The organism is Sphingomonas glacialis (assembly GCF_014653575.1).
In the GTDB taxonomy this organism is placed as follows: Bacteria; Pseudomonadota; Alphaproteobacteria; order Sphingomonadales; family Sphingomonadaceae; genus Sphingomonas; species Sphingomonas glacialis.
This window is the reverse complement of sequence record NZ_BNAQ01000003.1, coordinates 1-25,046: the sequence shown is the minus strand read 5'-3', so window position 1 is coordinate 25,046 and position 25,046 is coordinate 1. Positions and strand designations below refer to the sequence as shown.

Sequence of the window (25,046 nt, the reverse complement as noted above, 5' to 3'; positions counted from 1 at the left end):
GACGATGATGCTCCCCAAGACGATCCTCGCGCTTGCTCTGGCCGCGGTCCCCGCGGCGACCCTCGCGCAAACGGGATCGGCGCCGCTGCCGGTGCCGTTCCCGAACAGCCCGCAGAGCGCACCGCAGGCTGGCGGGCAGGCGGGCGCGGCCAACCCGCAGCAGCAGGGCGAGCTCGTCGTCGATGTCGTTGGCGGGGTCTCGGCGCCGCTCGGCATCGCGATCCCGGTGATGCCGACGTCGGAGGCGGTCAGCACGGCTGCCGGTCGCACCGACGAACTCGGCCGGCAATTGTCCGATATCGTCACCACCGATCTGCGTAATTCGGGGCTGTTCAAGCCGCTCGGCGGCGACGCGCTCCATCCGATCGCCTATCCCGAAGTGACCGCGCCGACCTTCGATTACTGGGGGCCGGCAGGTGCCTCGGCGCTCGTCCAGGGGTTCGTTCGCGCCAATGGCGACGGGACGCTGACGGTCGGCTGCTACCTCTACGACGTCTCGTCGCGCGCCGAGATCGCGCGGCAGGGCTTTGTCGTGCCGCCGAGCGAATGGCGTCGCGCGGGGCACAAATGCGCCGACATGGTCTATTCGAAGCTGACCGGCGAAGGCCCCTATTTCGACAGCCGCGTCGTCTACATTTCGGAGACTGGCCCCAAGGGCAAGCGCATCAAGCGGCTCGCGATCATGGACCAGGACGGCGGCAACCACCGTTTCCTGACCAACGGCCAGGCGATCTCGCTGACGCCGCGCTTCTCGCCCGACCAGCGCTCGATCGTCTATATGAGCTATCTCAAGGATCGCCCGGCGATCTACGTCTATGATCTGGCGAGCGGATCGTCGCGGCTGCTCGTGGCGAGCGCCAACCTGACCTTCGCGCCGCGCATCTCGCCCGATGGCCGCTTCGTGCTGTTCTCGATGGCGGTCGGCGGCAATACCGACATCTACCGTGTCGCCTTCACCGGCGGCAGTCCGCAGCGGCTGACCGATTCGCCCGGGATCGACACCGGCGCGACCTATTCGCCCGATGGCGGCCGAATCGTGTTCGAGAGCGATCGCTCGGGTACGCAGCAGCTCTATGTGATGAATGCCGACGGATCGTCGCAGCAGCGCATCAGCTTCGGCAGCGGGCGCTATGCGACCCCGGTGTGGAGCCCGCGCGGCAACTTGATCGCCTATACCAAGATCGGCGGATCGTTCCGCATCGGCGTGATGAGCCCCGCGGGCGGCAACGAGCAATTGCTCACCGACGGCGCGCAGGACGAGGGCCCGAGCTGGTCGCCCAACGGCCGCGTCATCATGTTCTTCCGCTCAGGGATGGGCGGCGGCGGGCGGGCCGATCTGTGGTCGGTCGATCTCACCGGGGTCAATGTTCGGCGCGTTCCGACGGTGCTCGATGGATCCGATCCCGCCTGGGGACCGTTACGCCCCTGATATCAAGCCAAGCGTTTGACTCACCGTTGCGACCGGGCGAAGCCCTTGGCTTACCTCGGTCCGTGCCCGAAACGACCTTTTACCTCTGGGAGAAGCCGCCATGGCGAAACTGACCACGACGCTGCTGATTGCCACCGCTTTGCTCGCGACCACCGCGTGCAGCAAGAAGCGCCCCGCCGAGCTGCCGCCCGCGCCCGGGGCGGTAACCGATCAGAGCGGCTCGGGCGGGCAGGGCGCCATCGTTCCCGGCTCGCGTGCCGATTTCGAGCGGTCGGTGACGAGCAACACCGTCAATTTCGCGCTCGACAGCTACAGCCTCGATGACCGTGCGCGGTCGATCCTCGACAGCCAGGCGACGTGGCTGGCGCGCTATCCCAACACGCCGGTGAGCCTCGAGGGCCATGCCGACGAACGGGGCACGCGCGAATACAATCTGGCGCTCGGCGATCGTCGCGCGCTTTCGGCGAAGAACTATCTCGCGGCACGCGGCGTCGCGCCGGGACGGATTTCGACGATCAGCTACGGCAAGGAACGCCCGATCGCGCTGGGTTCGGACGAAGCCAGCTGGGCGCAGAACCGTCGCGCGGTGACGATCGTTCTGAACTAACAGATCCGTCACCCCGGGCTCGTCCCGGGGTCCACTCGGATGCGCGCCCTACGGTCGTAGAATGTGTGGCACGGTGGACCCCGGCACGGGGCCGGGGTGACGAAGATGGGGATGGGGGCGACGTCGGTTTTCGCTGGCGTCGCCCTTGCCATGTCCGTCACCCTTACCCCTCCCGTCGCTATGCTCCACACTCCCTCTCTGAACGGGCGAGGGAATAGGCTTGCCTCTCCTCAAATCCCGATATAAATATGATATCACATTAACGGGAGGCATTGATGGTCGAGTCGCCAACACGCAACACAGCACTCACGCTGTCGCACGAACACACCGCGGCTACGTCGAGCGGGTACATGATGTTGATCGTGATGCTCGTGGCGCTCGGCTTCGGGCTGTTCGGCGCGAGCTTGTTTCAGGACGAATCGACGCTCGGCGGCGTGCTCGTTGCGATCGCGGCGCTCGTCATCGCCTTCGTCGCCTGTGGTTTCTACATGCAGCAGCCCAACCAGGCGACCGCGATCACGCTGTTCGGCGCGTATAAGGGCACCGATCGCAAGACCGGCTTGCGCTGGCTGCTCCCCTGGCTCGCGCGGAAAAAGGTTTCGCTGCGGGCCAACAACATGATCTCCGAGCGGTTGAAGGTGAACGACCTGCGCGGCAACCCGATCGAGATCGCGGCGCAAGTCGTGTGGCGCGTCACCGACACTGCGCAGGCGCTGTTCGACATCGACGACTATAAGGCGTTCGTCATCGTCCAGATCGAGGCGGCGGTGCGCACGATCGGCGCGCGCTACCCCTATGACGATTTCGAGCATCAGGAAGTGACGCTGCGCGGCAATCACGACCAGGTCGCCGCCGAGCTGCGCGCCGAGCTGATCGCGCGCCTCGCGACCGCGGGGATCACCGTCGATGAATGCGGCTTTACGCACCTCGCTTATGCTTCGGAAATCGCCGGCGCGATGCTGCGCCGCCAGCAGGCGCAGGCGGTGGTCGCTGCGCGCAAGACCTTGGTCGAGGGCGCAGTCGGGATGGTCGAGATGGCGCTCGCCTTGCTCAGCGAGAAGAACGTCGTCGAGCTCGATGACGAGCGCCGCGCGGCGATGGTCTCGAACCTGATGGTCGTGTTGTGCGGCGAGCGCGATACGCAGCCCGTCGTCAACGCCGGCTCGCTCTACCAGTAACGAGCTGGACGGTGGCGGCTCCTCCCAAGAAGGCGTTCGCGCTTCGCCTCGACCCTTCGCTTTACGCGGCGGTCGAGCGGATCGCGGCGGCCGATCTCAGGAGCGTCAACGCCCAGTTCGAATGCCTGCTGCGCGAGGCGCTCGCCAAGCGCGGCGTGAAGCTCGAAGCGCCCAACCCGCCCCGGCGCGGGCGGCCACCCAAGGAGGACGACGATGCAGACGCGTGACGTGATCGACCATTACCGCGCCGAGCCGGGTTATTGGTTCGTGCCCAAGCTGTTCGGCATCGGCGCGACGCCAGTGACGTGGCAGGGCTGGGCGCTGACGATCGGGTTTGCGGCGTTGCTCGTTGCCGATATTCGCTTCGTCCACGAGCGGATCGCGCAAATCGCGATCGGCGTTGCGCTCTTCGCGGTCTTCACCGGTATCGCTGTGCGCAGGACCAAGGGCGGCTGGAGCTGGCGCTGGGGTATCCGGGGCTAGGCAGGCCTCAGCCGAGCGCCTGGTCGAGCAGTTTCGCCAGGCGCAGCCCGCCGCGCTCGACCTCGAGCCGCGCGATCGGCACGGCCTTCTCGATCGTCGCTTCGTCCATCGTGACGTGCGCCGGTGTCGGCGCGCAGGGATCGGCCATCACGCTCGCATAGGTCACGTCGCGCGCGACCTGCCAGCTCTCGCGGCTCCAGTCGGTGACGTCGCCCGCGGCGATCTTGGCGCGCACGGCGGCCGGGTAGCGGCGCACGATCGGCGGCCCGCTGGTGATCGCGCGCTCGGCGAGATAGCCGTCCCAGATGCTGTGCAGGTTGAGCCGCGCGGTGCCGTAGCCGCCATAGCTGGCGAGCACCTTGTTGCCGCCCTGGTCGTCCTTTTCGCCGGCATGCAGCGGCTGGTGGAGATCGCCGACAAAGTGGACGAGGAAGGCGAGCGCCTCGACGCGGTCGTGGAGCGGCGCGCGCTTGTTCTTGAGCACAGCGACGTCCTTGGTGATCTGCGTCGAGACGCAATTGCCGTCCTTGCACGCCGCGACGAGGTCGAACGGGTGGCAGATGTTCACGTCCTGATAGTGCCAGCTATAGGCATAGCCGAAGCGCGATTTGCCGTCGGGCCCCTTGAGCGGCTTGATGCAATCGGCCCACACCGCGGCGTCGGAGATGGTCGAGGCCTTGCACTCGGGCGTGCCGAGCAGCTCCGAATGCGCGAGCAGCGCGCGGATCGCCAGGCGCGTCTTGGGGCGGACATTCGCGTCGGCGATTTGGGCGATCGTCTGGTGGCCATATTCCCAATAGGCCGCCGCCGGCGACGCGGTCGCCGCGACGATCAAGGTGGCGGCAACGGCAAGGCCGGGACGAACGCGACGGAGACTGGTCATGGGCTCCAGCCTTAGCGGCGTTGCTCCTCCCGCGAAAGCGGGTCTCGCAAGTCCGATGCCGAAACGAGAGTTTCGTCGCCGTCACGCCCGCTCTTCGCGCCTTCGCGCCTTCGCGTGAGAAAAGAAGGGATGCTCACGCGAAGACGCGGAGGCACGAAGAGGCGAAAGCAACCGCCTCTGCGTCCTCCGCGCCTCTGCGCGAACCCATCTTCTTTTTTCGCGCAGAGGCGCGGAGGACGCGGAGGAGAAGAAGGATTTTGCCTTGCAGGCTATTCGTCGCCGAACACCGCGACTTCGCGGCCCCCGGCGGAGTCGAGGCGCGCGCGGTACATGCCCGGCGTCGAGAACCGCCACAGCGCCTCGCCCTTCGGCCCCGCGACGATGATGCCGCCGGTCCCGCCGAGCGCGGTTACTTCGGCCAGCACCGTCTCGACCGCCGCTTCCAGCGTTTCGCCCGCCAGCCGCACCCGCGCGCAAATCTCGTGCGCGACGTTCGCGCGGATGAAGAATTCGCCCGATCCGGTGCACGAAACGGCGCCTGCGCGATCATCGGCATAGGTGCCCGCCCCGATCAGCGGCGAATCGCCGATCCGGCCCCAGCGCTTGCCCGTTACCCCGCCGGTCGAGGTCGCTGCGGCGACATGGCCGTGCACGTCGCACGCCACCGCGCCGACCGTGCCATATTTCATGTCGACATCGAACGCGCCGCCGCCTTCGAGCATCTCGTCGAGCTGCGCGCGCCGCTCGGGCAGGACCAGCCAGTCCTGTGTCGCGGGCTCGCAGCCTTGCTCCATCGAAAACGCGTCGGCCCCAGCACCGCTCAGCAGCACATGCGGACTGTTCGCCATGACGGCGCGGGCAAGGCTCACCGGATTGCGTGTCGCGGTCACCCCTGCCACTGCGCCCGCATTACGATCCCGACCGTCCATGATCGCTGCATCGAGCTCGGCGACACCGGCGTGCGTGAGCGCCGCGCCGCGCCCCGAATTGAAGTGCGGATCATTCTCGAGCACGCGCACCGCCGCCTCGACGGCATCGAGCGCCGCACCGTCCGCTGCCAGCACCGCCGCGCCCGCATCGAGCGCGCGGCCGAGCGCGGCGCGCGCACCCTCGGCCTGTGCCTGCGAGACGGTGTCGCGCGTCATCTGTCCCGCGCCGCCATGGAGTATCAGGGTCCAGCTCATCATGTCTCTTTCGTCTGGGGGAAGGGGCGCAGGCCGATCAGCGGGCGCAGCCAGCCGATTTCGCGGCCGATCGCGTAAAACAGCCAGCATCCGACCAGCGTCGTCACGACCAGCACGCCGAACTCAACGAAGCGCGGCAGGCCGAACGGGAGGAGCGCGCCCTCGACCCCGACGATGATCGTCTGGTGAATGATGTAGAAGGGGAACACCGCCTCGGTCAGCACGCGGCGCCACGGCAGGTCGCGGTTGAGGTGGCTGTCGGCAAAGCCGATCAACGCGACGATCATGCTCCAGCCCTGCACGGCGCGCGCGCTGGCGAACAGGATACCCCATGGCCAGGTCGGCATCGAGCTGTTCGGCCAGCGCAACTCGGTCGCTGCGACGATCGTGTAGCAGGCGATTCCGATCGCCAGCGCCCATGGCCACAATCGCCGCATCGTCGCCAGCGCCGGCGTCGACCCGGCGAGCGCGAAGCCGAACAGGAAGGCGGGCAGATATTGGACATGACTCACCGAATCGCCGACCAGATCGTTGCTCGGCCCGACCCCGGGGAACAGCCAGGCGCTGACCAGCACGAGCCAGGCGGCCGGGAGCAACCACACCAGCCATCCGCCGAACAACCGATCAAATCCGCGCTGAAGGCTGCGCTGTCCCATCGCGGCGACGAGCACCGCCAGCACCATCGTGTAGATCCACAGATACGCGACGAACCAAAGATGCTGCCACGTCGGCAGCGCGAGGCCGTTGACGACGCGGAAGCTGAAATAATCGTGGAGCAGGAAATACGCGAAATCATGGGTGTAGCCGTGCTGCGTGATGAGCTCGACCCACGGCTGGAGCGGCACCACGACGATCACGCCGAACAGGAGCGGGATGATCAGCCGCCACGTACGGTTGACCGCGAAATGCCCGGTTGCGGGCCCGCGTACCAGCAGCGCCCGGCTGGCATAGCCCGACACGACGAACAGCAGCAGCAACCGCCAGCTGTTGACCGCGAGCATCGGGATCGCGACCCATGCGAGCGGCTGCGCGGTCTTGGCATGATATCCCCACGGCACGAACACCATGCCGATATGATAGAGGATCAGCAGCGCGAACGCGCCGATGCGCAACCAGTCCAGTCCGTAATGCCGTTCCATCGCGCGGCCCTAATGCGATGTGCCCGATCGAGCAAACTCTAGCGGTTTCCGATGGCGCGGATCGTCGCTATATGGGCGCGACCAACCAGAGGAAGTTTTCCATGTCCCTCCGCCCGTGGCGCGACATCAACCGTCGTCAGAGCCGCCAGATCATGGTCGGCAACGTGCCCGTCGGCGGCGACGCGCCCGTCACCGTCCAGACGATGACCAACACGCCGACCGACGACGTCAAGGCGACGATCGACCAGATCCGCCGCTGCGAGGATGCCGGCGTCGACATCATTCGCGTGTCGTGCCCCGACGTGGAGAGCACCGCAGCGTTGAAGCAGATCGTCCGCGCCAGCCGCGTGCCGATCGTCGCCGACATCCATTTCCACTACAAGCGCGCGCTCGAAGCCGCCGATGCGGGTGCGGCGTGCCTGCGCATCAACCCCGGCAACATCGGCTCGCCCGCCCGCGTCAAGGAAGTGATCGACGCGGCCAAGTCGAACGGCTGCGCGATCCGCATCGGCGTCAATGGCGGGTCGTTGGAAAAGCATCTGCTCGAAAAGTACGGCGAGCCATGTCCCGACGCGCTGGTCGAATCGGCGATGGACCATATCAAGATCCTGCAGGACCATGACTTCCACGAGTTCAAGGTCGCGGTGAAGGCGTCGGACTTCTTCCTCGCGGTGGCGGCGTATCAGCAGCTCGCCGAACAGGTCGATTGCCCGCTGCATCTCGGCATTACCGAGGCCGGCGGGTTCGTCGGCGGCACCGTCAAATCGTCGATCGGGATCGGCTCGCTGCTGTGGTACGGCATCGGCGACACGATCCGCGTCTCGCTCTCGGCCGAGCCCGAGGACGAGGTCCGCGTCGGCTTCGAGATCCTGAAAGCACTCGGCATCCGCAACCGCGGCGTGCGCGTCGTGTCATGCCCGTCGTGCGCGCGCCAAGGGTTCGACGTGATCCGCACCGTGCAGGCTCTGGAAGAGCGGCTCCAGCATATCCGTACGCCGATGTCGCTGTCGGTGCTCGGCTGCGTCGTCAACGGCCCGGGCGAAGCGCGCGAGACCGATATCGGGCTGACCGGCGGCGGCAACGGCAAGCATATGGTGTATCTGTCGGGCGTGACCGATCACACGGTCAATTCCGAGGACATGCTCGAGCACATCGTCAAGCTGGTCGAGGAAAAGGCCGCGTCGATCGAGGCGCATGATGCGGCGCTGGCGGCGGCGGCGCCGGTGGCTGTGGCGGCGGAATAGGTCTTGTGATATGTGTCAGGTCTCGGGAGGCCTGACATGACCTATCATGCCAAAGTGATCGCTGGCGGCAAGATCGTTATCCCGGCGGAGTTGCGCCGCGACTTGGGGATTGCGGACGGTGACTCGCTCGTGCTCGCCAAGAGCGACGATGGCGGGATATCGCTGAAAACCTACGGGCAGGTAGTCCGGGAGGCGCAGCAGGCGTTCCGCGAGATGACCGGTGACGACTATTCCGTGGATCAGTTCTTGCGTGAGCGTGCGAGCGACTGGCGCGAGGAATGAGCGTCGTTCTCGATGCGTCAGCAATTCTCGCGGTGCTGTTGGATGAACCCGGCGCGGAGATCGTGATCCCGGTGATGCGCGGGAGCGCGCTCTCGGCGGTGAACGCGTCGGAGACGTTCCAGCGTGCGGCAGACAAGGGCCATCAGACACAGCGCGTACTCGCATTGCTGAAGGGTCTTGAGATCGAAGTCGTTCCTTTTACGATGGATGACGCGATCGCTGCGGCCGATTTGCGTCCCGCAACCAAGGCGGCGGGTATTTCGCTCGGCGATCGCGCCTGTCTGGCGCTCGCCGCCGAGCGGCGCGCGACCGTCTATACCGGAGACCGTCGACTCGCCGGCGTCGATATCGGTCTCGAACTTCGTTTGATCCGCTGAACATGCGTGTGCCAACACCGAAGAAGGTGGGTGCGGCGCTCGCTTTCGCTGTCGCCGCCGCCGGCATCGCGACCTATTCGGCGATGGATGTGCTGATGAAAGGGCTGAGCATTACCAGCGGCGCCTATTCGGCGGTGCTGTGGCGCTCGGTCGTCGGCGTGGCGTTGCTCGGGACGATCTTCGTGCTGCGGCGCCGGCCGTTTCCGGGGCGCGCGGCGCTCAAGCTGCACGCGCTGCGCGGCGCTACGGCGGGCTTCTCGGTGCTGCTCTTCTTCTGGGGCCTCGTGCGCGTGCCGATGGCACAGGGAGTGGCGCTGACCTTTCTCGCGCCGCTGATCGCGCTCTATTTCGCGGCTGCCCTGCTTGGCGAGACGATCCGGCGTGCGGCGATCCTCGGGTCGATCGTCGCGAGTCTGGGCGTGCTGGTGATCGCCGCAGGGGAGGTGCAGGGGCATGCCTCGACCGCCCATGTGCTCGGCTCGCTCGCGATCTTCGCCGCGTCGATCTTCTACGCCTACAGCCTGATCCTGCTACGCCAGCAGGCGCAGGTCGCCGATCCGCTCGAGGTCGCACTGTTCACCAGCGTCGTGCTTGGGGGGCTGCTGCTGCTCGGCGCGCCGTGGTTCGCCGGGCTGCCGACCACAGCGCAGCTTCCGTCGATCGGCGTGGCGGCGGTGCTCGGGTCGCTTTCGGCGATGGCGCTCGCCTGGGCGTACAGCCATGCCGAGGCGCAGGTGCTGGCACCTGTCGAATATACCGCTTTCGTCTGGGCGTCGCTGTTCGGCTGGTGGGTTTTCCACGAGACCGTCTCGCTCTACACCGCGGGCGGCGCGGCGCTGATCATCCTGGGATGCGTCCTCGCCGTGCGCGGCCATGCCGCACCCGCTCCACAAACCGAGGCTGCCGCATGATCGAAATCCGTCCCTCCACCCCCGCCGACGTCGCGCTGATCCTGCATCTCGTGCGCGAGCTCGCCGAGTTCGAGCGCGCCGCCGACAAGGTCGTCGCGACCGAGCCGCTGCTTCACGACGCGCTGTTCGGTCCGCACCCGGCCGCCGAGGCGGTGATCGCCGAGCTCGACGGGAAACCCGTCGGGATGGCGCTGTTCTTCCACAATTTCTCGACCTGGACCGGCTGGCGCGGGCTGTATCTCGAGGATCTCTACGTCACGCCCGAGGCGCGCGGCGCGGGCGTCGGCAAGGCGTTGCTGCAGCATCTCGCCAAGCTCGCGGTCGAGCGCGGTTGCACGCGCTTCGAATGGTCGGTGCTCGACTGGAACGAGAAGGCGATAGCGTTCTACCGCTCGATGGGCGCCGCGCCGATGGAGGAATGGACCGTCTACCGCGTCACCGGCGATGCGCTCGCCAAGCTGGCGGGGCAGGGCTGATGCCGGTCGATTCGGGCCTGATCGCCTGGATCGAGGAAGCGCTCGCACCGATGGGCACGGTGACCAAGCGCGCGATGATGGGCGGGGCGACGCTCTATCTCGACGGCACGATCTTCGCGATCGCGGTCGAGGACGGGCTGTGGATCAAGGCCGATGCGACGAGCGATCCGGTGTGGGATGCCGCCGGCTGCCCGCGCTTCAGCTATACGATGGGCGAGGGGCGTGAAGGCTCGATGAACTATCGCCGCGCGCCCGACGATGTCTATGACGACGCCGATGCGCTGCGCGAATGGGCGGCGCTTGGCGTTGCTGCGGGCATGCGCGCGCCGGTGAAGAAGGCGTGGACGTAGCCGCTACCACCCCTCCCCTTCAGGGGAGGGGCAGGGGGTGGGGGAGGTCTCACCGAGACTGTCGGCGGTGGACGCGATGGACGGCCCCACCCCAACCCCTCCCCTAAAGGGGAGGGGCTCAAGCGGTTCAGTCCGCCTGCGCGACTTCGCCTGGTGCAGGATTGCCGGCCTTCTTGGCCTGCTCATAGCGTTCGATCGCTTCGATCACGACCTTGCGCGCTTCGTCGCGGTCGCCCCACTTGCCGACGCGGACCCACTTCTTCTTTTCGAGGTCCTTATAGTGCGTAAAGAAATGCTCGATCTGCTCGAACACGATCTCGGGCATGTCGCCGCGCTCGTTGACGTTCGAATAATACGGGAAGGTCGAATCGACCGGCACGCAGACGAGCTTCTCGTCGCCGCCGGCCTCGTCCTCGAGGTTCAACACCGCGATCGGCCGCGCGCGCACGACGCAGCCCGGGATGAACGGCGAACGCGCGACGACCAGCGCGTCGAGCGGGTCGCCATCGGGCGAGAGCGTGTGCGGCACGAAGCCGTAATTCGCCGGGTAGCGCATCGGCGTGTGCAGGATGCGGTCGACGAACAGCGCGCCCGACGCCTTGTCGAACTCATACTTGACCGGCTCGCCGCCGGTCGGAACTTCGATGATCACGTTGAGGTCGTCCGGCGGGCCCTTGCCGACCGGGATCATGTCGATACGCATAGTAAGTCCTTAACTACACTGAATAATATGGAAGAAAATCGGCCTTAACGCGGTGCCAGCAAACGGTCCAGTCCACCCTCTCCGGTGCCGATCTTCTGGAGGTGCGGATAGCGCAAGCCCTCGTGATAGTCGATGCTGACCGGGCTGATCTGGTCGTTGCTTTTGACCAGGAGAACGATTGGCGTCTTGCGCGCTTTGGCGGCGGTGACCGCGCCCTTCAGCGCGCTGTCGGAGAAGGCGGTGCCGTCGACCGCGACGATGCTGTCGCCGATCGTCAGCCCGGCCTTGTACGCGGGCGAGTCCCAGCCGACGCCGGTCAGCTTGCCGTCCTTGTCGACGGTCAGGCCAAGCGAGAAGGTGAGGTTGGTGTTCTTGCGTGCGGCCTCGGCATTCTTGAAGGCGAGCGTCGGCTCCTCGGTGTAGATCAGCTTGTAGCCGTTTGCTTCAAAGCCCTTCAGCGGGGCCGGGGCGCCGGTCTCGGTCAGCCGCTTGGTGAGCAGACCGGCCCAGTCGTACGGCTGGATCGCGGTGAGCGTCTTGACCACGTCGTCGAACGTGTAGGTGACTTCGCCGTAATCGCCGTCGTTGAGGCCAAAAAAGGCGCGACCGAAATCGTCGATCGATTTCTTGCCGCCCGATTGCTGGCGCAGGATCGAATCGACCTCCATCCACACCAGCAGGCCCTCGTTATAATAATCCTCGGAGCGCTGATAGCTCGTCCACCCCTTGGGGCGGCGCTGCGAGATCGTCGGGTCGTTGGTCGTATCGACCATGTCGCGCCAGTTGCGTGCCGGGCGGTTGTCGAGCTCGGCCATGATCGCGGCATAGCCGTCGAGCGTATCCTGCTTCGACACGATTCCCGAGCGCGCCTGCAGCACATAGCCCCAGAACTGCGTCTGGCCCTCATACACCCACAACAGGCTGCCGCGCATCGGCATGCGGAAATCGGGGGTCCACAAATCGGCGCCGCGGCGGAACTTGCCGTCCCAGCTGTGATTGTATTCGTGCGGCAGCAGGTTGCGCGAACCAGGGCCGTCCTTCCACTTGGTGAAATAGCCAAGCTTCACGCCGTCTTCCGACGAGCGGTGATGCTCGAGCCCGATCCCGCCCATCACGTCGGAAATCGACAGCAGGAATTCATAGGTGTCGTAATGCTGCGCGCCGTAGAGCTTGACCGCCTGGTCGACCAGCCGCTTGTGCGCGTCGATCTGATCGGGCGTTGCAGCGAGCTCGGCGGGCGTGTCGGCATAGACGTCGAGATTGACGCGCGGCGAGAGCGGCCACTGCTTGTAATAGCGCCCGGCGAGGACGGGCGAATCGACCAGCACTTCGTAATTGGTGAGCTGATAGGCATAGGTCGAGCCGTTCGCCTTCGACGGCAGGCCCGACGAGGCGGTGAAGCCAATCGGGTATTTGACCACAGCCTTGACCGGGATCTGGCGCGTGAAATAGCCTGCGGGATAGAGGCTCATCGAATTCCACTGCAGCCGCAGCATGTTCGGGGTCATCACCACCGAGCCCTGGTCGCCTGCGGTCGCCGAGAGGAATTGCAAGTCGATGTCGAGGCTCTTTGCGCCCGCCGGAACGTCGATATGGAAGGCATAGACGTCGACCGGATCGCGCGTCCACGCGACCTCCTTGCCACCCGCGCGAATGTGCAGGCCGGCGAGCTTGTCGAGCTGGCCGGTCGGCGAATGGTTGCCCGGCAGCCATTTCGGGAAGAGCAGCACCATGTGGCCCGCGCTCACGCCGCTGATCGTCTCGCGCGTCGTGAAGATGCCGCGCGTCGTGTCGGTCGCGTCGATGTCGAGGCTGATCGTGCCGGGAAAGGGCGTGTCGCGCGCCTCGGGGATCGTGTCGACGATCGGCACCGGCTGCGGCTTGGAATTTTCGGCCAGCACCGGCGATGCGGTGGTGGCGAGCAACAGGGCGGTGAACGCGACGCGACGGATCATGCAGGGGAGCTTTCTTGGGAAGAGCGGCTTTGGCGGTGGTTAAAGCGGTTGAAGCGCGCGCCGTCCAGCCCCCCGCCGCGCGATTCCGCTACGACCCGCTGCTGCTGCCGAGCACGTTGATCGTGAAGGCGAGCACGCCGATGTTGAACACGAACGCCGCCAGGCACTGGCCGAGCGACACGCGCCGCATCCGCCGCGACGAGATTTCGACGTCGGAGGTCTGGAAGGTCATGCCGAGCGTGAAGCTGAAATAGAGGAAGTCCCAATAATCGGGCTCGGCACATTCGGGGAAATCGAGCCCGCCCGAATCCTGCCCGTCGTCGTCGCAGTCCGAATAGAAGAGATGCGCATAATGCAGCGCATAGACGGTGTTCGAGAACAGCCACGCAAGCACCAGCGTCGCGATCACCAATACGGTCGCGGCAACGCTCGTCTTGCCCTGCAATTCCTTGGCGACCGAAGTGAGGATGATGAGCATCGTCACGCCGGTGAGCACGAGCAGCCCGGCACGATTGGCGTCGTTGTTCGCGGCGGCCTTGCGCATCTTGTCGGCCTCGCCGTGGCCGAGCAGCGTCGAGATCGCGATCAGGAACACGGCAGCGGCGACGTCGAACGCCGCCATCGCACCGCGCCCCCAGCCGAGCGGGGGGATGGCGACGAATAGCCCGATCACGAACAGCGTCGCGAACAGGATGAAGCGGGGCGGGGCGACCTTGTTGCCGAGATTCAGACTCATGCAACAGAGCTACCGCGCTTTTGTGCAGGGTGAAATCCTCGCGCAAACATAACGTTTCTGTCACATCTGCAGCGCGCGGTTCGCCATCACCCCCGCGATAAACAGCAGGTACACGCCGAACACGCGCTTGAGCGGCTCGGCCGGCAGCGCGTGGGCGGCGGCGACACCGAGTGGGGCGGTGAGGATCGACATCGAGGTGATGACGACCGCGCCGAGCAGATTGACATAGCCGAGCGACCCGACCGGCAGGCCGGGCTTGCCGAGCCCGATCAGGATCCAGCCGATCGTGCCGGGCACCGCGATGATGAAGCCGAAGCCGCTCGCGGTCGCGATCGCCTTGTGGATCGAGCGGCCGCACAGCGTCATCACGATCACCGCGACCGTCCCGCCGCCGATGCCGAGCAGCGAGGAGAAGAGGCCAAGCCCGCCGGCGATCGCGGCGCGGGGCAGGCCGCTCGGCATCGTGTCGCTGACCTGGCGCCGCGCGAGCTTGGGCACGAGGAAATTGATCGACATGAGTACGATGCCGCCAGCGAAGATGAAGGTCAGCGTCTGCCCCGTCATCCGCTGTGCGAGCAGCACGCCCACACCGACGCCGAGGACGATCCACGGCGCCCAGGTCTTGAGGATCTCGAAATCGACCGCGCCGCGTTTGTGGTGGCTGAGCGTCGAGCGCAAAGCGGTGACGACGATCGTCGCGAACGACGTGCCGATCGCGACATGCGTATATTCGCCCTTCGCGCCGCCGAGCAGCGGCAGCAGCGCGATCATTGCGGGAACGACGACGAAGCCACCGCCGATCCCGAACAATCCGGCGGCAAAGCCCGCGAACAGCCCGGCGGCGAGCATGGCGAGGATGGCGGGCGCCCAGGCGAGCACGGCACTCATGCGCTGGCACGCGGGGATGGGACAACGGACACGGCAAACAGACGCATGGCGACCTTTCCGAAACGAGCCGGGTGAGATCCTGCGGATGCTGAAATGGGGACTGTTGCCGCCCCCGTTACGCTTATGCTGCGGCGCGGGAGCCGGACGTGTCAAGCCGCTCTTCCTCCCCTCCCTTCCACGCAGGGGAGCAGAATCCACAACCATCTGGCGTTCGCCCGAACGCTCGCATAGAGAACGCACCCTTATGGCCCGCATAGAAACCCCAAAACGCATCCGCGGCACGCAGGACATCTTCGGCGAGGAGCAGCGTCGCTTCGCACACGTCATCGCGACGTTCGAACGCGTCCGCCGGCTCTATTGCTTCCAGCGCGTCGACATCCCCGTGTTCGAGAGCACCGCGGTGTTCGCACGCTCGCTCGGCGAGACGACCGACGTCGTGTCGAAGGAGATGTACACCTTCGAGGATCGCGGCGGCGATTCGCTGACGCTGCGCCCCGAATTCACCGCCGGTATCGCGCGCGCCTATCTGACCGAAGGCTGGCAGCAATATGCGCCGCTCAAGATCGCGACGCATGGGCCCGTGTTCCGCTACGAGCGTCCGCAAAAGGGGCGCTTTCGCCAGTTCCACCAGATCGACGCCGAGGTGATCGGCGCGAGCGAGCCTGCTGCCGATGTCGAGCTTCTCGTGCTGGCGGACCAGTTGCTCCGCGAACTCGGCATCGCCGATGGCGTGACGCTCCAGCTCAACACGCTCGGCGACGCCGAGACGCGCGACGCGTGGCGCGCGGCGCTGGTCGCGCATTTCGAGGCGCACCGCGCCGTGCTGAGCGAGGACAGCCTCGCGCGGCTCGACAAGAACCCGCTGCGCATCCTCGATTCGAAGGACCCGCGCGATCGCCCGGTGGCCGACAGCGCACCTGATATCGACGCCTATCTGACGCCAGAGGCGCGCGCGTTCTTCGATGCGGTGACGGCGGGGCTCGATGCGGCGGGTGTCGCGTGGACGCGCAACGCGCGGCTGGTTCGCGGATTGGATTATTACCGCCACACCGCGTTCGAATTCGTCACCGACCGACTCGGCGCGCAGGGCACCGTGCTGGCGGGCGGGCGCTATGACGGGCTGATCGGCAGCCTCGGCGGTCCGGAGACGGCGGGTGTTGGCTGGGCGGCAGGGATCGAGCGGCTGGCGATGCTGCTCGAGGAGCCGACGGTCGACCAGGTCGATATCGCGGTCGTGACCGAGAATGACGCAGATCCGCTCGATGCCGTTCGCGTGGTGGCAGGCCTTCGGCGCAGCGGTCTGTCCGTTGCGGCGGCGTTCGCCGGTAATGCGAAGCGCCAAGTCGAGCGCGCGCGGCGCGCGAATGTGACCGAGGTTCTTTTCGTCGGGCGTGTGGGCGTCGACGGCGGCACCGCAGCGTCGCTCAAGCTCGGCAAGATCGGGACTGGGCCCGTCGCGCTCGAGGACAGGGCGGACGCTGTTTTGAAGGCGCTGTCCGCCGATATCGCGGTTGGCGCGGACGATGCTGCCACCTTGATCGGAACGGGGATCGCCTTGATCTGGCGCCCGCGATGACCTCGATCTCCCCCGAACGCATCCTGCAGATCGAGGCGCGGCGCGACGAACTGTCGGCGCTGATGGCGTCGGGCGACCTCCCGTCGGACCGCTTCGTCCAGGTCTCGAAGGACTATGCCGAACTCGAACCGATCGCGCGCGCGGCGGGCGAGGTGCGGCGGCTCCGCGCCGAGCTCGACGTGCTCGCCAGCATGGAGGAGGAGAGCGACCCCGAGATCAAGCTGATGGCGCGCGAGGAAATCGCGACGATCCGCGACACGCTTCCAGATGCCGAACGGAAGCTCGCGCTCTCGCTGCTCCCGCGCGACGCTGCCGACGAGCGCGCCGCGATGCTTGAGATCCGAGCCGGCACCGGGGGCGACGAGGCGGCGCTGTTCGCCGCCGACCTGTTCCGCATGTACCAGCGTTATGCCGAAGCGCAGGGGTGGCGGGTCGAGCTGATCTCCGCCTCGTCGTCCGAAAGCGGTGGCTTCAAGGAAGCGATCGCCTCAGTCGAGGGCAAGGGCGTCTTCGCCAAGCTGAAGTTCGAAAGCGGTGTCCACCGCGTCCAGCGCGTGCCGGCGACCGAGGCGCAAGGCCGCATCCACACTTCGGCAGCGACCGTCGCGGTGCTGCCCGAGGCCGAGGAGGTCGACGTCAAGATCGACGACAAGGACCTGCGGATCGACGTCTACCGCTCGTCGGGGCCGGGCGGGCAGTCGGTCAACACCACCGATTCGGCGGTGCGGATCGTGCATATTCCGACTGGGCTGACCGTCATCCAGCAGGACGAGAAGTCGCAGCACAAGAACCGGGCCAAGGCGATGCGGGTCCTGCGCACGCGGCTGTACGAAGCCGAGCGCGACCGGCTGCATCAGGAGCGCGCGGGCGCGCGGAAGTCGATGGTCGGGTCGGGCGATCGTTCCGAGCGGATCCGGACGTACAATTTCCCGCAGGGGCGCGTGACCGATCATCGCATCAATTTGACGCTGCACCGGCTGCCCGAGATCTTGCAGGGCGAGATGGACGAACTGATCGGCGCGCTGATCGCGCAGGACGAGGCTGAAAGATTGGCCGCCCTCGATGCGTGACGAGCCCGAAAAGCCCCTCCCCTTCAGGGGAGGGGTTGGGGTGGGGAAGTGCGCGACGCCAGATCTCTGCGAGGCTTCCCCCACCCCCAGCCCCTCCCCTGAAGGGGAGGGGAGGATACGGTCGGCGCTCTCCGCCGCCACGAACTTCCTCGCCGACGTCAGCGAAACCCCCCGCCTCGATGCCGAGCTCCTGATGGCGCATGCACTCGGCATCCCCCGCGAGCAGCTCCTGCTCAACCGGCTCGATTCCGCCACCCCGCACAGCTTCGGCCCGTTGCTCGCGCGCCGGCTCGCACATGAGCCGATCGCCTATATCACCGGCACCCGCGCCTTCTGGACGATCGAGCTCGCGGTCGGCCCGGGCGTGCTCGTGCCGCGCGCCGATAGCGAGACGCTGCTCGACGCAGCACTCGCGCATTTCGGCAAGGCCGGACCGCGCCGTATCCTCGATCTCGGCACCGGCCCCGGCACGCTGCTGCTCGCAGCGCTCGACCAATGGCCGGGCGCGACCGGGCTCGGCGTCGATGCGTCACCCGAGGCGCTCGGTTATGCGACGCGCAACGCTGCCACGCTCGGCCTCGCGACCCGTGCCGAATTCCGGACCGGCGATTGGGCGACCGGTCTCGACGGCGTGTTCGACCTCATCCTCTCGAACCCGCCCTATATCGGCGCCGACGAACCGCTCCCCGCCGAGGTCCGTGCGCACGAACCCGGCATGGCGCTGTTCGCCGGCGCCGACGGGCTCGACGACTATCGTCGCATCGCGCCGCAGCTCCCCGCCCTGCTCGCGCCCGGCGGCGCCGCGATCCTCGAAATCGGCTCGACCCAGGCGCCTGCCGTCACCGCTTTGCTCGCCGCACAAGGCCTCGCGGTCGCGCTGCGGCACGATCTCGCGCGCCACCCGCGCGCGCTGATCGCAACGCACAGCGCGTGATATTGCGTTCGATCAGCACAATATTGTGCTTGGAGATTGCCCCGCGACCCGCTATTGGACGGCGCAGGGGCACGCATTCTCACCATAGTCGGTTGAAAATGGGCTGGTGTCCGCCTCCATCGTCATGCAGTCGCCCCGTCCGGCGACGCTGGCAAGCGCGCAGTGCCGATGGTCGGTGGCCGGCGCGCAGGAGGCATTGCATCCATATTTCTGGAGCGTGACCAGGTTGGTTCCCAAGGACAGGACAACAAGACGTTGATCAATAATCGTCAGGCCGGCCGCCGTCGCGGCCGTGGCGGGCAGCAGCAGCGCTCGTCGGGTGGTGGTGGAAATCCGGGTCGTCAGGACACCGGCAACCGCATCGACAATCGCGCCCGCGGCAATGCCGCGCAATTGCTCGAGAAATACAAGACGCTCGCGCGCGACGCGCAGATGCAGGGTGACCGCGTCAACGTCGAATATTACCTCCAGTTCGCCGATCACTATTTCCGCGTGCTCGCCGAAACGCGCGCGCGCTTCGAGGAAAATGGTGGCGCGGTCTCGACCAAGCGGATCCAGGGCGCGACGCTCGACGAGGACGAGCCCGATTACGAGGACGAGGGCGAGCGCGTCGTCGAGCAGCCGCGTCAGGAGCAGGCCCGTCAGGACCAGCCCCGTCAGGACCAGCAACGCCACGATCCGTCGCGCCAGGAACAACCGCGCGGCGATCAGCAGCGCGGCGGCCAGAACGGCTATCGCCAGGATGGCAACCGCCAGGATGGCAACCGTCAGGATGGCAACCGTCAGGACGGCAATCGCGGTTACGCGCAAAACGGCCAGTCCAATCACGCTGCGGCGAACGGGCAGTCGAATGGGCAGCACGGCAGCGAGCAGCGCGAAGGCGCGCAAGGTTATGAGGATCGTCCGCGCGGTCGCGTGAATGGCAATGGCGAAGGCGGTTACGATCGCCAGGCCGAGCCGCAGCGCGAAGAGCGTGCCGAGCGCCCGCCGCGCGGCGAGCGCTACGAGCGCCCCGACCGCGTGTCGCGCGCGCCCGAACCCGTCGTCGAAGCGCAGCCCACCGGTGCGGAGCTTCCGCTCGACGCCGCAGCGCCGGTCGAGCCCGTCGCCGAAGCGCCGCGTCGCGGGCGTGGCCGTCCACGCCGCGAAGTCGCGCCGATCGTCGAAGCGCCCGTGACGTCCGACGCAGCCGGATCGGACGATGCCGGTTTCGAGGATAACGGTTTCGCCGCCGATCGCCTGCCGCCGTCGCTCAACGTCTCTGCAGTCGTCGAGCCCGAGTTCGGCCAGGAAGGCGACGTCGTCGAAAAGCCACGCCGCCGTCGCGGCCGCCCGCCCGCAACCGCGGCAACCACGGTCGAATAGTCACGCTATGTCCTCACCCCGGCCGCGCGCCGGGGTGGGCGTCCCACACGCTGGCCGCAGCGAAGGGATTGTAACACCGTCGTTATATTCCTAGCCTATTCCCCAAGATACGAAGTGGGGGAGGCGACATGCGGATCTGGCTGGCGACGACGATGCTGTGGGCCCCCGCGCTCGCCTGCGCGCAGACCACCGCCCTATCGCAAGACGAAGGCGCGCGCTCGGGGCAGGGCGACGTCGCGGTCACGATCTACAATAACGATCTCGCCTTGATCCAGGACACGCGCCAACTCGCGCTCCCGCGCGGCCGCAGTCGCCAGGATTTTGCCGACGTCTCCGCCGCGATCCGCCCCGAGACCGTCACGCTCAAGACAACGGGCGCGAGTATCGTCGAGCAGAATTTCGATTACGACCTGCTCTCGCCGCAAAAGCTGATGGACAAGGCGGTTGGCCAGACCGTCACGCTCGTCCGCACCAACCCCGCGACCGGCGCCGAGACGCGCGAGGAGGCCCGCGTGCTCGCCAACAATGGCGGCACGATCGTCCAGATCGGCAGCCGGATCGAAGTGCTCGACCGCAGCGCCGGCCGCGTGATCTTCCCGACGCTGCCGCCCAATCTGCGCGCGCGCCCGACCTTGTCGGTCACGCTCGACAGCGATGCGGCGGGGACGCGCCCGGCGACGCTCAGTTATCTGTCGCGCGGGCTCGGCTGGAAGGCCGATTATGTCGCCTTGTTCGATGAAAAGGCGGGAAAGCTCGACGTCCAGGGCTGGATAACGCTGAACAACACCAGCGGCACGACCTTCACCGCCGCCAAGACGCTGCTCGTCGCCGGATCGGTCGGCAGCGCCGAGGACGACAATGGCCCGCGCTATTCCGCGCGCCCGACCACGCCGCGCGGCAACCAGCCCGGCACCGAGACCGCCAACCGCGAACAACTCGGCGATTTCTACCTCTACCCGCTCGCCGAGCGCACCACGATTGCCAACGCGCAGACCAAGCAAGTCAGCTTTCTCGACGTCGCCGGGTCGCCCGCCGCCAAGGCGTATTTCTATCGCAATCCGTGGCTCGCGACGCAGAGCGAAGCGAGGAGCGTCGACACCGTGCTGACCTTCAGTTCGTCGCGCGACGGCGGGCTCGGCGATGCGCTCCCCGCTGGGATCGTCCGCGTCTATATGCGCGATGCGCGCGGCGCGCCGCAATTCATCGGCGAAAGCGCCATCCCGCACACGCCGATGGGCTCGCGGCTCGCGCTCAAGACCGGCGAGGCGTTCGACGTGAAGATGCTGCCGGTGGTGGAAAAGCGCGAGCGGATCTCGGCGGATCGCTGGCGCACGACGATGCGCTACACGCTGACCAACGCGCGCGCGACCGAAGCGGTCGTCGATGTCGCGCAGGACGGGCTCGACACTTGGTGGCACGACACCCGCGTCGTGACGGAGAGCCAACCGAGCGAGCGCGTCACCGCCGACGAGGCGGTGTGGCACGTCCGCGTCCCCGCCAATGGCACGGCGAGCGTGACCGCGACTTTCGACACGCGGTACTGAGCCCGGTGCGCCGCGCGCTGCGATGGCTGAGCGTGCTGCTCGTCGCGGTCGTCGCGCGCGCGGCGCCGGCGCAGACGGTCTCGCCCGCGCCCGACCGCGTTGCGGTGACGATCTACCGCGCGCCCGATCGATCGGCGGACTCGCCGATCGATCTAAGCTGGCTGGGCGGCTATGCGCTGATCACCGAGCAGCGCCGCGTGGCCATCCCGGCTGGGCGCACCACGCTCCGCTTCGAGGGTGTCGCGGCGGGGATCCTGCCCGAAAGCGCCATCGTGACCGGGTTGCCGAATGGCGTTCGCGAGAAGAATCTCGATGCCGAGCTGCTGTCGCCGCGCAGCCTCTACGCGGGGACTTTCGGCCGCCCCGTCACGCTCCGCCGCACCATCGCCAAGCGGAGCGTCGAGGAGCCCGCGATCATCCGGTCGAGCCCCGATGGCGCGGCGATTGTCCAGACGCGCGACGGCGTGGTCGCGGTCGATTGCGGGCCGGCCACGGAGACGCTGGTCTATAATGGCATCGCGCCGGGGCTGTCGTCCAAACCGACTTTGTCGGTCGCGCTCGACTCGCCGCGCGCTGCGACCGTCACGATCACGCTGTCGTATCTTGCCTGGGGTTTCGACTGGCAGGCGAACTACGTCGCGACGCTGAAGCCGGACGGCCGCAGCGCCGACCTGCTCGCCTGGGTCACGCTCGCGAGCGGCGATTCGACGAGCTTCGCCGATGCCGAGACGATGGTCGTCGCCGGGCGCGTGAAGCGCGAGGACCGCGCGCCCTATCCATATGCGCGCGGCAGTGCACCGCTGACGTTTCACTGCTTTGCGCACCCGATCGCGGATTTGGTGCCCGGCGCACCGCCCCCGCCGCCGCCAGCCGAGACAATGGATATCGTCGTGACCGGAATGGCGATGCGCGCGCCGCGCCGGGTGACGCAGGAGGATCTCGGCGACCTCAAGCTCTACCGCGTGCCCGATCGCACGACGGTCGCAGCGCTCGCGCAGAAACAGGTGGCGTTGCTCGATCGGCACGCCGTGCCGGTCGATATCCTGTATGTCGCGACGGTCGACGCGGCGGGCGAGGCCGGCGCGCCGCACCTCACGCTGCGCGCGCTCAATCGTAGTGCGAAGGGGCTCGGTGTGCCGCTTCCCGCCGGGCCGGTCGCGGTGTTTCAGCCGCGCGGCGATGCCGCCGTGCTGATCGGCGAAGGCGCGATCGACGACAAGGCAGTCGGTGAGCTGGTCGAGGCGAATCTGGCGGTCGCGACGCAAGTCACGCTCGAGACGACGCCGCGCGAGAGCGGCGCCAATCGCGGCAAGGCGTGGGAAGACGTCGCGCTGACCCTGCGCAACGCCAATCCTCATCCCGTCCGGTTCGAGTTGCAGTTCGATCCGCGGATTGCGCCGCGCGTGTCGCATCCCACGAGCGCGCTGACCCACACCGACGGCAAGCTGGTCTGGGCGCTCGAACTCCCCGCCAATGCTACGCGCGAGCTGGGCTATCGCGTATCGGCCGATCGCTAGCGATTGCGGGGCGCGGCTTCCCAAGCGCTGCCAAACGTGGAATCCTCCAGCGCCTGAGAGACTCGGCTGACGAGCGCAGACAGGAGAGAGCCAATGACGATCGCGGCAATCCTTCGCACCAAGGGCGGCGAGGTGGTCTCGATCACCGCCGAGCAGACCGTCGGCGACGCGGTCGCTTTGCTCGCCGAGCGCCGCGTCGGCGCGGTCCCGGTGATGGCAGGCGATGCGGTCGTCGGCATCTTTTCCGAACGCGACGTGATCCACGCGATCGCCGCGCATGGCAGCGCTGCGATGACGCGCAGCGTCGGCGACACGATGACCGCGCCGCCGATCACCGTCGCCCCGGGCGAAGCGGTGATTGGTGCGCTGTCGCTGATGACGCGGCGGCGGATCCGGCATTTGCCCGTGGTCGATCAGGGCCGCGTGGTCGGCTTCGTCTCGATCGGCGACCTCGTCAAATATCGCATCGACAAGATCGAGGCCGATGCCGAGGCGATGCGCAGCTACATCCAGTCGGCGTGAGGCTCAGGTCGGGATCGGCTGCTTGCGCACCACCGCGATGAGCTCGCGCACCGCGGCGCGCGAGAAGACGAGCAGCCAGCCGACGTAGACGAGAGCACCGGTCGTCACGAGGATCGCAAGGTCGGGCCAGTCGGGTAGTGGCGGGAGCAGCGCCGCCACGAAGGTGACGCACAGTGCCATCGCGGTTGCCGCGCACAGCGCCGGCGAGATCGCGTGAAAGATTCGGCGAAGGTTGGTCCCGATCACGGGAAGCGAGCGCCACAGGCTGAAGCCGAGATAGATCGGATAGGTGAGGATCCACGCGGTGGCGAGGCCGGTCGCGCCCCATTGCACCGCGACGAGGAAGCCGCTCGACAGCACCAGCGCGCCGAATGCGCCGTTGCCGACGCCGATTCCCGGGCGCCCGCGCGCATCGCAGGCGGGTTGCAGCAGCACTTGCAAGGTCATGAACGGCATCGCGAGCGCGAGCAGATGGACAACCGGTGCGGTCCCGCTCCATTTGTCGCCGAGCACCGCGTCGACCAGCGGCCGCGCGGTCGCTGCCAGCCCGAAATAGAAGGGGAGCGCCGCGAGCATCACGATCCGCACCGAACGGTCGAACGCGTTTGCGACCGCCGCGCTGTCATGCTGGATCCGCGCATAGGCCGAGAACGCGACTTCATTGAGCGGCGGCACGAATTTCGAGACGAACACCTGGGTCAGGAACAGGCTTTCGGTATAGAGGCCCAGTTCGTGCGGCGAGAAATGCCGGCCGGCGATGAACACGTCGGCCTGGCTCTGCGCGAACCAGAAGAGCTGGCCGATCGCCATCACCCCGCCATAGCGCGCGAGCGTGCCCGATCCGCGAAAGTCGAAGCTCGGCCAGACCAGCGACTTTGCGGCGATCGTCATCCCGATGGCACGCACGCCGAACAATACGAGTGGCGCGAGCACCAACGTCCACACGCCCAGTCCAGCCAACGCGCCGCCGAGCGCGGCGCTTGCGCTGGCGATTGAGGCAAGGATGTTGACGCGCGCCTGCAGCTTGAAGTCGAGCGTACGCGAGAGAAGCGCGTAGGGCAGCGCGATGAACGGGGTGGTCGCATAGAGCAAAGCCTGGACCTGCAGCATGTGCGCGACGATCGGCTGGCGATAGTAAGCGGCGGCGGCAGGGGCGAGGATGAACACCTGCGCCGCGGCAAGCAGCCCGTTGAGCAGCAGCAGCATCCCGAACAGCTGGCGGATGTCGCGTGGCGTGACCTGCGGCTTCTGGATCAGCCCGCTCGCCAGGCCGTAGCCGTTGAGCATGTTGAGAAATACCAGCACCACGCCGGTCATCGCGAACAGCCCGTAATCGTGCGGGTTGAGGATGCGGATGACGAGGAAGGTCGAGGACCATTGCACCAGCTGCGCGAGGATCTGGCTGCCCGAACGCCAGATCACCGCACTGCGCACCTGATTGGATAGCGATTCGGTGGCGGGAATCGGGGCGTCGGCGGCGGCGGTCATGGAGCAACCCTTAGCCGCAAAGCCTTTAAGGAGCCTAAACCCGAGCGTTTCTGCGGGATTGACGCGGGATTGCAAGAAAAGTGCAAAAAAGGGTTTGACCGAATCAGGGCGTGGACCTAGAGGGGTGTCACCGCAGCGACGGACCGGACGGTTCGCTTCTGCAGTCACCAAATTGTCGGCGCCGAGGGGCTCTTTGAAAAGAGGG

26 protein-coding genes are annotated in these 25,046 nt (G+C 67.0%); 18 read left to right on the top strand and 8 right to left on the bottom strand.

The features are described 5' to 3' along the window. Positions 1-4 precede the first annotated feature (4 nt). From tolB to IE187_RS10800, 5 genes are all read left to right on the top strand, one after another. Positions 5-1,429, top strand: coding sequence for a Tol-Pal system beta propeller repeat protein TolB (gene tolB, locus IE187_RS10820; protein WP_133191563.1), 1,425 nt, complete (start codon positions 5-7; stop codon positions 1,427-1,429). 100 nt (positions 1,430-1,529) lie between these two features. Then, positions 1,530-2,036, top strand: coding sequence for a peptidoglycan-associated lipoprotein Pal (gene pal / locus IE187_RS10815; protein ID WP_133191564.1), 507 nt, complete (start codon positions 1,530-1,532; stop codon positions 2,034-2,036). A 275-nt stretch (positions 2,037-2,311) separates the two neighbouring features. Beyond that, on the top strand, positions 2,312-3,214 hold the full coding sequence (locus tag IE187_RS10810; protein ID WP_189676284.1) for an SPFH domain-containing protein: 903 nt from the start codon (positions 2,312-2,314) through the stop codon (positions 3,212-3,214). A gap of 11 nt (positions 3,215-3,225) precedes the next feature. Continuing rightward, a complete protein-coding gene (locus tag IE187_RS10805) occupies positions 3,226-3,441 on the top strand; it encodes a type II toxin-antitoxin system antitoxin (protein ID WP_133191566.1) in 216 nt (71 codons plus the stop codon). Then, positions 3,428-3,697 carry a hypothetical protein gene (locus tag IE187_RS10800; RefSeq protein WP_189676283.1) on the top strand — a complete coding sequence of 90 codons (270 nt, stop codon included), beginning with the start codon at positions 3,428-3,430 and terminating at the stop codon, positions 3,695-3,697. Before IE187_RS10805 ends, IE187_RS10800 begins: the two co-directional genes overlap by 14 nt. Before the next feature lie 7 nt (positions 3,698-3,704). Here the strand turns inward: IE187_RS10800 and IE187_RS10795 are convergent, their stop codons facing one another. From IE187_RS10795 to IE187_RS10785, 3 genes are all read right to left on the bottom strand, one after another. Continuing rightward, positions 3,705-4,580: a S1/P1 nuclease gene (locus tag IE187_RS10795; RefSeq protein ID WP_189676282.1), complete on the bottom strand. Its 876-nt coding sequence runs from the start codon at positions 4,578-4,580 to the stop codon at positions 3,705-3,707. Between the two features lie 269 nt (positions 4,581-4,849). Further along, complete coding sequence (locus tag IE187_RS10790; protein WP_189676281.1) at positions 4,850-5,764, bottom strand: isoaspartyl peptidase/L-asparaginase family protein; 915 nt, start codon at positions 5,762-5,764, stop codon at positions 4,850-4,852. Then, the gene (locus IE187_RS10785) at positions 5,764-6,903 is read right to left on the bottom strand and encodes an acyltransferase family protein (RefSeq protein WP_189676280.1); all 1,140 of its coding nucleotides are present in this window, start codon (positions 6,901-6,903) and stop codon (positions 5,764-5,766) included. Before IE187_RS10785 ends, IE187_RS10790 begins: the two co-directional genes overlap by 1 nt. Positions 6,904-7,004: 101 nt before the next feature. Here IE187_RS10785 and ispG point away from each other — a divergent pair, with 101 nt between their 5' ends. From ispG to IE187_RS10755, 6 genes are read left to right on the top strand one after another with little or no spacing between them, the layout of a single operon-like run. Further along, positions 7,005-8,147: a flavodoxin-dependent (E)-4-hydroxy-3-methylbut-2-enyl-diphosphate synthase gene (gene ispG / locus IE187_RS10780; RefSeq protein ID WP_189676279.1), complete on the top strand. Its 1,143-nt coding sequence runs from the start codon at positions 7,005-7,007 to the stop codon at positions 8,145-8,147. A gap of 36 nt (positions 8,148-8,183) precedes the next feature. Beyond that, positions 8,184-8,429, top strand: a complete 246-nt coding sequence (locus IE187_RS10775; RefSeq protein ID WP_189676278.1) for an AbrB/MazE/SpoVT family DNA-binding domain-containing protein — start codon at positions 8,184-8,186, stop codon at positions 8,427-8,429. Further along, entirely contained in the window at positions 8,426-8,806 is a 381-nt protein-coding gene (locus IE187_RS10770; protein ID WP_189676277.1) for a type II toxin-antitoxin system VapC family toxin, read from the top strand. Before IE187_RS10775 ends, IE187_RS10770 begins: the two co-directional genes overlap by 4 nt. Before the next feature lie 2 nt (positions 8,807-8,808). Continuing rightward, positions 8,809-9,717, top strand: coding sequence for a DMT family transporter (locus IE187_RS10765; RefSeq protein ID WP_189676276.1), 909 nt, complete (start codon positions 8,809-8,811; stop codon positions 9,715-9,717). Next, positions 9,714-10,193, top strand: a complete 480-nt coding sequence (locus tag IE187_RS10760) for a GNAT family N-acetyltransferase (protein WP_189676275.1) — start codon at positions 9,714-9,716, stop codon at positions 10,191-10,193. The genes IE187_RS10765 and IE187_RS10760 overlap by 4 nt, the downstream gene beginning before the upstream one ends. Further along, positions 10,193-10,543: a TfoX/Sxy family protein gene (locus IE187_RS10755; protein ID WP_189676274.1), complete on the top strand. Its 351-nt coding sequence runs from the start codon at positions 10,193-10,195 to the stop codon at positions 10,541-10,543. The genes IE187_RS10760 and IE187_RS10755 overlap by 1 nt, the downstream gene beginning before the upstream one ends. 127 nt (positions 10,544-10,670) lie before the next feature. Here IE187_RS10755 and ppa read toward each other — a convergent pair whose 3' ends face one another. From ppa to IE187_RS10735, 4 genes are all read right to left on the bottom strand, one after another. Beyond that, positions 10,671-11,246: an inorganic diphosphatase gene (gene ppa, locus IE187_RS10750; protein ID WP_189676273.1), complete on the bottom strand. Its 576-nt coding sequence runs from the start codon at positions 11,244-11,246 to the stop codon at positions 10,671-10,673. 44 nt (positions 11,247-11,290) lie between these two features. Beyond that, the gene (locus tag IE187_RS10745; RefSeq protein WP_189676272.1) at positions 11,291-13,201 is read right to left on the bottom strand and encodes a M61 family metallopeptidase; all 1,911 of its coding nucleotides are present in this window, start codon (positions 13,199-13,201) and stop codon (positions 11,291-11,293) included. 88 nt (positions 13,202-13,289) lie between these two features. Beyond that, positions 13,290-13,937, bottom strand: a complete 648-nt coding sequence (locus IE187_RS10740; RefSeq protein ID WP_133191579.1) for a DUF1345 domain-containing protein — start codon at positions 13,935-13,937, stop codon at positions 13,290-13,292. A gap of 60 nt (positions 13,938-13,997) precedes the next feature. Next, positions 13,998-14,825: a sulfite exporter TauE/SafE family protein gene (locus tag IE187_RS10735; RefSeq protein ID WP_189676271.1), complete on the bottom strand. Its 828-nt coding sequence runs from the start codon at positions 14,823-14,825 to the stop codon at positions 13,998-14,000. Positions 14,826-15,069: 244 nt separating this feature from the next. On the opposite strand from IE187_RS10735, the gene hisS reads away from it, so the two are divergent. The 7 genes from hisS (at position 15,070) to IE187_RS10700 (ending at position 23,353) form a co-directional block, all read left to right on the top strand. Continuing rightward, the gene (gene hisS / locus IE187_RS10730; RefSeq protein ID WP_189676270.1) at positions 15,070-16,401 is read left to right on the top strand and encodes a histidine--tRNA ligase; all 1,332 of its coding nucleotides are present in this window, start codon (positions 15,070-15,072) and stop codon (positions 16,399-16,401) included. Beyond that, a complete protein-coding gene (gene prfA, locus IE187_RS10725) occupies positions 16,398-17,471 on the top strand; it encodes a peptide chain release factor 1 (RefSeq protein WP_189676269.1) in 1,074 nt (357 codons plus the stop codon). Before hisS ends, prfA begins: the two co-directional genes overlap by 4 nt. Positions 17,472-17,586: 115 nt before the next feature. Beyond that, positions 17,587-18,405, top strand: coding sequence for a peptide chain release factor N(5)-glutamine methyltransferase (gene prmC, locus IE187_RS10720; protein ID WP_189676643.1), 819 nt, complete (start codon positions 17,587-17,589; stop codon positions 18,403-18,405). A 255-nt stretch (positions 18,406-18,660) separates the two neighbouring features. After that, on the top strand, positions 18,661-19,770 hold the full coding sequence (locus tag IE187_RS10715; RefSeq protein ID WP_189676268.1) for a DUF4167 domain-containing protein: 1,110 nt from the start codon (positions 18,661-18,663) through the stop codon (positions 19,768-19,770). A 128-nt stretch (positions 19,771-19,898) separates the two neighbouring features. After that, positions 19,899-21,314 (top strand): DUF4139 domain-containing protein, encoded by a 1,416-nt coding sequence (locus IE187_RS10710; RefSeq protein ID WP_189676267.1) that lies wholly within the window; start codon positions 19,899-19,901, stop codon positions 21,312-21,314. Next, positions 21,248-22,831 carry a DUF4139 domain-containing protein gene (locus IE187_RS10705; RefSeq protein WP_189676266.1) on the top strand — a complete coding sequence of 528 codons (1,584 nt, stop codon included), beginning with the start codon at positions 21,248-21,250 and terminating at the stop codon, positions 22,829-22,831. Before IE187_RS10710 ends, IE187_RS10705 begins: the two co-directional genes overlap by 67 nt. Before the next feature lie 93 nt (positions 22,832-22,924). After that, positions 22,925-23,353 carry a CBS domain-containing protein gene (locus tag IE187_RS10700; protein WP_133191586.1) on the top strand — a complete coding sequence of 143 codons (429 nt, stop codon included), beginning with the start codon at positions 22,925-22,927 and terminating at the stop codon, positions 23,351-23,353. 3 nt (positions 23,354-23,356) lie between these two features. Here IE187_RS10700 and IE187_RS10695 read toward each other — a convergent pair whose 3' ends face one another. After that, complete coding sequence (locus tag IE187_RS10695) at positions 23,357-24,841, bottom strand: lipopolysaccharide biosynthesis protein (RefSeq protein ID WP_189676265.1); 1,485 nt, start codon at positions 24,839-24,841, stop codon at positions 23,357-23,359. Between the last annotated feature and the right edge of the window lie 205 nt (positions 24,842-25,046).